The organism is Variovorax sp. P1_H2 (assembly GCF_056405295.1).
On record NZ_JBFUCJ010000203.1, the window covers coordinates 1 to 6,106 of the forward strand.

8 protein-coding genes are annotated in these 6,106 nt (G+C 68.6%); 7 read left to right on the forward strand and 1 reads right to left on the reverse strand.

What is annotated here, in order from left to right; all coding sequences use genetic code 11:
• From AC1D2E_RS34345 to AC1D2E_RS34355, 3 genes are all read left to right on the forward strand, one after another.
• Nucleotides 1-892 (forward strand): DUF3108 domain-containing protein (locus AC1D2E_RS34345; protein WP_478201545.1); only part of this gene is annotated, 892 nt, incomplete at its 5' end.
• Between the two features lie 116 nt (nucleotides 893-1,008).
• Nucleotides 1,009-1,287, forward strand: a complete 279-nt coding sequence (locus AC1D2E_RS34350) for a BTH_I0359 family protein (RefSeq protein WP_478175215.1) — start codon at nucleotides 1,009-1,011, stop codon at nucleotides 1,285-1,287.
• A 40-nt stretch (nucleotides 1,288-1,327) separates the two neighbouring features.
• On the forward strand, nucleotides 1,328-2,161 hold the full coding sequence (locus tag AC1D2E_RS34355) for a ChaN family lipoprotein (RefSeq protein ID WP_478201546.1): 834 nt from the start codon (nucleotides 1,328-1,330) through the stop codon (nucleotides 2,159-2,161).
• Here the strand turns inward: AC1D2E_RS34355 and aptA are convergent.
• Nucleotides 2,145-3,479, reverse strand: coding sequence for an omega-aminotransferase AptA (aptA, locus tag AC1D2E_RS34360; protein WP_478201547.1), 1,335 nt, complete (start codon nucleotides 3,477-3,479; stop codon nucleotides 2,145-2,147). The two genes, AC1D2E_RS34355 and aptA, sit on opposite strands and share 17 nt — an antisense overlap.
• A gap of 92 nt (nucleotides 3,480-3,571) precedes the next feature.
• On the opposite strand from aptA, the gene purU reads away from it, so the two are divergent.
• From purU to AC1D2E_RS34380, 4 genes are read left to right on the forward strand one after another with little or no spacing between them, the layout of a single operon-like run.
• Nucleotides 3,572-4,417 carry a formyltetrahydrofolate deformylase gene (gene purU / locus AC1D2E_RS34365; protein ID WP_478201548.1) on the forward strand — a complete coding sequence of 282 codons (846 nt, stop codon included), beginning with the start codon at nucleotides 3,572-3,574 and terminating at the stop codon, nucleotides 4,415-4,417.
• Between the two features lie 41 nt (nucleotides 4,418-4,458).
• Nucleotides 4,459-4,815, forward strand: a complete 357-nt coding sequence (locus AC1D2E_RS34370) for a YgiW/YdeI family stress tolerance OB fold protein (RefSeq protein ID WP_478201549.1) — start codon at nucleotides 4,459-4,461, stop codon at nucleotides 4,813-4,815.
• 12 nt (nucleotides 4,816-4,827) lie between these two features.
• On the forward strand, nucleotides 4,828-5,175 hold the full coding sequence (locus tag AC1D2E_RS34375) for a CidA/LrgA family protein (protein ID WP_478201550.1): 348 nt from the start codon (nucleotides 4,828-4,830) through the stop codon (nucleotides 5,173-5,175).
• 4 nt (nucleotides 5,176-5,179) lie between these two features.
• The gene (locus AC1D2E_RS34380) at nucleotides 5,180-5,905 is read left to right on the forward strand and encodes an LrgB family protein (RefSeq protein ID WP_478201551.1); all 726 of its coding nucleotides are present in this window, start codon (nucleotides 5,180-5,182) and stop codon (nucleotides 5,903-5,905) included.
• The last annotated feature ends 201 nt before the right edge of the window (nucleotides 5,906-6,106 follow it).

Here is a 6,106-nt window from a genome sequence, read left to right on the forward strand (position 1 = left end):
CCCTCGCCCCGCGGTCGAGCCGGCACCCGCGCCGGCCGTCGACCACGCGATGCCGCCTCCCGCGCCGCCGCACGACCTCATCGCCCAGGCGGCGATCGATGCGGGCGACGCACCGGTGCCCGACGCAGGGGCCGCCGGGCCGGCACCCGGCGCCTCGGGCGCATCCGGCGCCTCGACGCCGAACGCCGGGGCCGGCGGCGGCGACACCGCGGGCAGCATCCCGGGGCCGGCGACGCTGCAGGTTCCGGGATCGGTGCGCCTGGCCTTCGCCGCCACGGCCCAGCAAGGCGCGCAGCCGCTGCAGGGCGTGTTCGGCGAGCTGGTCTGGCTGCAGGACGGCAGCCAGTACGACCTGAGGCTGGCGTGGACCTTCCTCTTCAAGACGCTGCGCAGCCAGCACAGCAGCGGCCGCATCGGCGCGACCGGCATCGAGCCCCTGCGCTTTTCGGACACCCGCAAGACCGAGGTCGCGTCCCATTTCGACCGCGACCGGGGACTGGTCGTGTTCAGCAGCAACGCGCCCAGCGTGATGCTCCTGGCCGGTGCGCAGGACCGGCTCAGCGTGGTGCTGCAGCTCGGCGCCCTGCTGGCGGGCGATCCGGCGCACTACCCGCCGGGCGCGGTGATCGCGGTGCAGACGGTCGGCCCGCGCGACGCCGAGATCTGGACCTTCAACGTCGAAGGCGAGGAGGAGCTCGGCGTGCCGGCCGGCCAGTTCAAGGCACGCAAGCTCACGCGCAATCCGCGCGAGCCCTTCGACGACAAGATCGAGCTCTGGCTGGCGCCGGAGCTGGGCTGGCTGCCGGTGCGGATCAAGCAGACCCAGACCAACGGCGACTTCATCGACCTCCAACTGCGCAGCCAGAGCGCGTTGCGGGCGTCGAATCCGTGACAAAAACACACATGGATACAGGCGCCTGCCTACAAAGCAACGCTGGATATTGAAACTGGCGCGTTGATTGCTATCTAAACACCATGAACGCCATCGACATCCTCACAGGACCCGATATGCAAATGCTCTACGACTCCGACTCCTTCGTCGTCGTGCACGTGCAGCCGACCGAAGGCGATGCGCCCGCGGCGCCCCACCTGCCGGTGTTGGCACGCCACGGCTTCGAGATCGTGGACAAGCGCTCGGGCAAAGAGGTCTACCTCGACGGCTCCTGGGCCGAGTTGTTCCAGCAGCAGATCGCAGCCTGGCAGCGCAACACCCCTACCCAGGAAGAGGTCGAGGACACGCTCGAAGGCTACGCAGAGTTGGCGCACACTCCGGTCCTGGTGCACTGAAGACTGCGGTCCGGCAGCACCCCCGGGGTAGCATCGCGGCATGACGACCCTACGCTCTCGCGCCCCCTCCTTGCCGTTGCGCCCTCTGGCGCTGGTCTTCGGCATCGCCTGGGTGGCGGCCTGCACCACCCCCGCCCCTTCCGCATCGGAAGGGCTGACCGCCGCCCGCGTCGCGGCGCAGATGCCGGCCGACGCCCTGTTGCTGGGCGAGCAGCACGACGCCGCCGAGCACCAGGCGATCGAACGCGAGACCGTGCTCGCCCTGGTCCAGACCGGCCGCCTGGCCACCCTGGCGCTGGAAATGGCCGAGGAAGGCCAGAGCACCGCCCACCTGCCGGCCGATGCGACCGAAGCGCAGGTGCAGGCCGCCCTCGCCTGGAACGACAAGCGCTGGCCCTGGGCCGCCTACGGCCCGGTGGTGATGGCCGCGGTCCGCGCGGGCGTGCCGGTGATCGGGGCCAACCTGCAGCGCGCCCACATGCGGGACGCGATGGCGGATGTCTCGCTCGATGCGCAGTTGTCGAGCAGCGCGCACACCGCCCAGCAAAAGGCCGTGCGCAGCGGCCACTGCAACCTCTTGCCCGAATCGCAGATCGTCCCGATGACGCGGATCCAGATCGCCCGCGACCGCGCGATGGCCCAGGCCATTGTCAAGGCCAGGACACCGGGCAAGACCGTGCTGCTGGTCAGCGGTGCCGCCCACGGCGACAAGCGGCTGGGCGTGCCCCAGCACCTGCCGACCGATGTCTCGGTGAAGGCGGTGCGGATGCAGGCCGGCGCCTCAGGCAGCGGCGCCGGGAGCTTCGATGCCGTCTGGCAGACCCCGGCCCTGCCCGAGAACGACTACTGCGCCGACCTCAGGCGTTCTTCCTGATCGAATCCGCCAGCGTGTTGACCAGCGTGTCGATGTGCGACTTCTCGACGATGTAGGGCGGCGCGATCACGACCACGTCGCCGGCAGGGCGCACCAGCGCGCCCTTGTGATAGCAGTCCAGGAAGATGTCGTAGGCGCGCTTGCCCGGCAGGCCGGCGATCGGCGCCAGCTCGACCGCCGCGGCCAGGCCCAGGCTGCGGATGCCGATCACGTTCGGCAGCCCCTTGAAGGTGCTGTGGAAGGCATCGCCGAGCAGCTTGCCCATCTCGCCGGCGCGCGCGAACAGCTGCTCCTTCTCGAACAGGTCCAGCGTCGCAATGGCCGCGGCGCAGGCCACCGGGTGGCCCGAGTAGGTGTAGCCGTGAAAGAACTCGACCACGTGCTCGGGCGCCGAGGTCTTCATCATCTCGTCGTAGAGCTTGTCGCGGCAGATCACGCCGCCGAGCGGGATCACGCCGTTGGTCACGCACTTGGCGAAGTTCAGCATGTCGGGCACGACGCCGTAGTAGTCCGACGCGAAGTTGGTGCCCATGCGCCCGAAGCCGGTGATGACCTCGTCGAAGATCAGCAGGATGCCGTGCTTGTCGCAGATCTCGCGCAGCTTCTGCAGGTAGCCCTTGGGCGGCACATACCAGCCGGCCGAACCCGCGATCGGCTCGACGATGATCGCCGCCACGTTGCTCGGGTCGTGCAGCGGCAGGATGCGCTGCTCGAGCTCGGCCAGCGGGTCTTCGGCCCAGACCGGCTCCTGGTTGTGGATGTAGGCATGGTTGACCGGATCGTGGATGAAGCGCATGTGGTCCACGCGCGGCAGGAAGGCCGAGCCGAACACCTTGCGGTTGCCCGGGATGCCGCCGACCGACATGCCGCCGAAGCCGACGCCGTGGTAGCCCTTCTCGCGGCCGATGAACAGGTTGCGGTGCCCTTCGCCGCGGGCGCGGTGGTAGGCCAGCGCGACCTTCATCGAGGTGTCTGCGGCCTCGCTGCCCGAATTGCAGAACAGCACCTTGTTGAGGTCGCCGGGCGCCATCGCGGCGATCCTCTCGGCGGCCGTGAAGGCGCGGTCGTTGCTGACCTGGAAGGCGGTCGCGTAGTCGAGCGTGTCGAGCTGCTGCTTGATCGCCTCGTTGATCGGCTTTCGGTTGTGGCCCGCCCCGACGCACCACAGCGACGAGATGCCATCGATCACCTTGCGGCCGTCGTGGGTCGTGAACTCCATGCCGTCGGCCGCCACGAAGACCCGCGGGTCTTTCTTGAACGAGCGGTTGGGCGTGAAGGGCAACCACTGGTTGTCCATGTTGAGGTCGGTGAAGGCCATGAAGTCACTCCTGCAAGTTCGGACGGTCGAGGAAACGGTCATTTTGGCACCAGCCGCGGCCGGCGGGCGGCCCTGCGACAATGTGCGCCCTTATGAACCCCGCGTACATCCTCACCCTCTCATGCCCCGACCGCACGGGCATCGTGCATGCCGTCTCCGGCTTCCTGCTCGAGCGCGGCGGCAACATCGAAGAAGCGGCGCAGTACAACGACCACGACACCGGCCTTTTCTTCATGCGCGTGCGATTCGCCTGCGAACACGGAGAGAACATTCTGTGCGAGCAGATCGGCGCACTCGCGGCCGAATTCGGCATGCGCTGGAAACTGCACGCCGCCGCCGAACCGATGAAGACCGTGATCCTGGTCAGCAAGGAGGGCCACTGCCTGAACGACCTGCTGTTCCGCTGGAAGAGCGGCCTGCTGGCGATCGATGTCCGCGCCATCATTTCGAACCACCGCGACTTCTACCAGCTGGCCGCCAGCTACAACGTCCCCTTCCACCACATCCCGGTGACCGCCGCGACCAAGGCGCAGGGCGAGGCGAAGCAGCTCGAAATCATCGAGGCCGAAGGCGCCGACCTGGTGGTGCTGGCGCGCTACATGCAGATCCTCAGCAACGACCTGTGCGGCAAGCTGGCCGGCCGGGCGATCAACATCCACCACTCGTTCCTGCCGAGCTTCAAGGGCGCCAAGCCCTACTACCAGGCGCACGACCGCGGCGTGAAGCTGATCGGCGCCACCGCCCACTACGTGACGGCCGACCTCGACGAAGGCCCGATCATCGAGCAGGACGTGGAGCGCGCCGACCACACCGATACGGTCGAGGCCCTGACCGCGCGCGGCCGCGACACCGAGAGCCAGGTGCTGGCACGGGCCGTGAAATGGCACAGCGAGCACCGGGTTTTGCTCAATGGCCACCGGACCGTGGTGTTCAAATGACGCCACGCCCGAGCTCGGGCGGAACACAAGGGAACACAAAAATGAAGTCTTCGTCCATCACCCTGCTCGTGGCCCTGGCCTTCTGCGCCACCGCGGGCGTGGCCAGCGCGCAGTACACGGGCCCGTCGGGCATTCGCCTCACGACCGTCGCCGAAGTGCTCAAGAACGCCAAGGACGACCAGCAGGTGATGCTGCAGGGCGTGCTGCTGAAGAAGCTCGGCCACGAGAAGTACGAGTTTTCCGATGGCACCTCCACCGTCCGGGTCGAGATCGACGACAAGATCTTTCCGCGCGAGCCCATCGACGAGAAGACCCGCGTCGAGATCGTCGGTGAAGTCGAGAAGGACTTCATGACCTCACCCGAGATCGACGTCGACGCCATCCGCCGGCTGCCCTGACGAACCGCCGCGATGAATGGTCTGCGCGGCATGGCCTGGCTGCTGGTGTTCCAGTCGGTCGGTGAACTGCTCTCGCGCGGCCTGTCGCTGCCGCTGCCGGGTCCGGTGCTCGGGATGATCCTGATGCTCGGGGGCCTGCGCTTCGCGGTCGTGCGCGAGCCGGTGGCCGAATGCGCCAGCTTCCTGCTGGCCCACCTGTCGCTGCTGTTCGTGCCGGTCGGCGTCGGCGTCATGACGCACCTCGCACTGCTCGGCCAGTACGGCGGCCGCATGCTGCTGGTGATCGCGCTGTCGACCTGGATCGGCCTCGCGGTGACCGCGCTGGTGCTCTATGGGCCCGACCGCCGCAAGAACGCGTAGCCGCATGCCGCGCTTCGTCGAACTCTGGATCTACCTGTCGGCCACGCCGCTGTTCGGCCTGACCGCGACGCTGGTCGTCTACCTGCTCGCGAACGCGGCCTACACCCGGGCCGGCGGCGCCCCCTGGGCCAACCCAGTGCTGTGGTCGGTGGTGCTGCTGGCCGGCGGCCTGCTGGCCACCCGCGTCGACTACCCGACCTACTTCGCCGGCGCGCAGTTCATTCACTTCCTGCTCGGGCCGGCCGTCGTGGCACTGGCCTGGCCGCTGTGGCTGCGGCGCGCCGAACTGCGGGCGCGCTTCGGCCGATTGCTGCTGGCCTCGCTGCTCGGCGGCGCGGCGGCCGCTGGTTCGGCAGTGGTGCTGGGCTGGGTCGTCGGCCTGCCGCACGATGTGGTGCTGTCGCTCGCACCCAAGTCGGTCACCGCGCCGGTGGCCATGGGCATCTCGGAAAAGATCGGCGGCATCCCGGCTCTCTCGGCCGTGTTCGCGGTGCTTACCGGCATGATCGGCGCGCTGTCGGGCAAGTACCTCTTCGATGCGCTGCGCATCGGCACCGACGCCACGGGCTACGCCGCCCGCGGCTTCGGCCTCGGCACTGCGGCCCACGGCATCGGCGCCGCACGCGCGCTGCACGTCAATGCCGACGCCGGCGCCTACGCGGGGCTGGCGCTCGGCATGCAGGTCGTGCTCGCCGCCCTGCTGATGCCGCTGATCTTCAAGCTGTTCTAGGGCGTGATCCCACTATTTCCAGGGTCGCGAAGGCATGCCAAGGCGGGCCAATCAAGGCGCGCGACGCCGCATGTGCGTTGGCACATGCAAGAAGTGCAACGCGGAGTGGCACGCCTTGGCATGCCTTCCCTTCGGGTTGCCCGGCCAAGGGGCCGTCTGCGGCGTTGCCCGCGCTTGCAAGGCGAACGCCTTGCTGCGCGC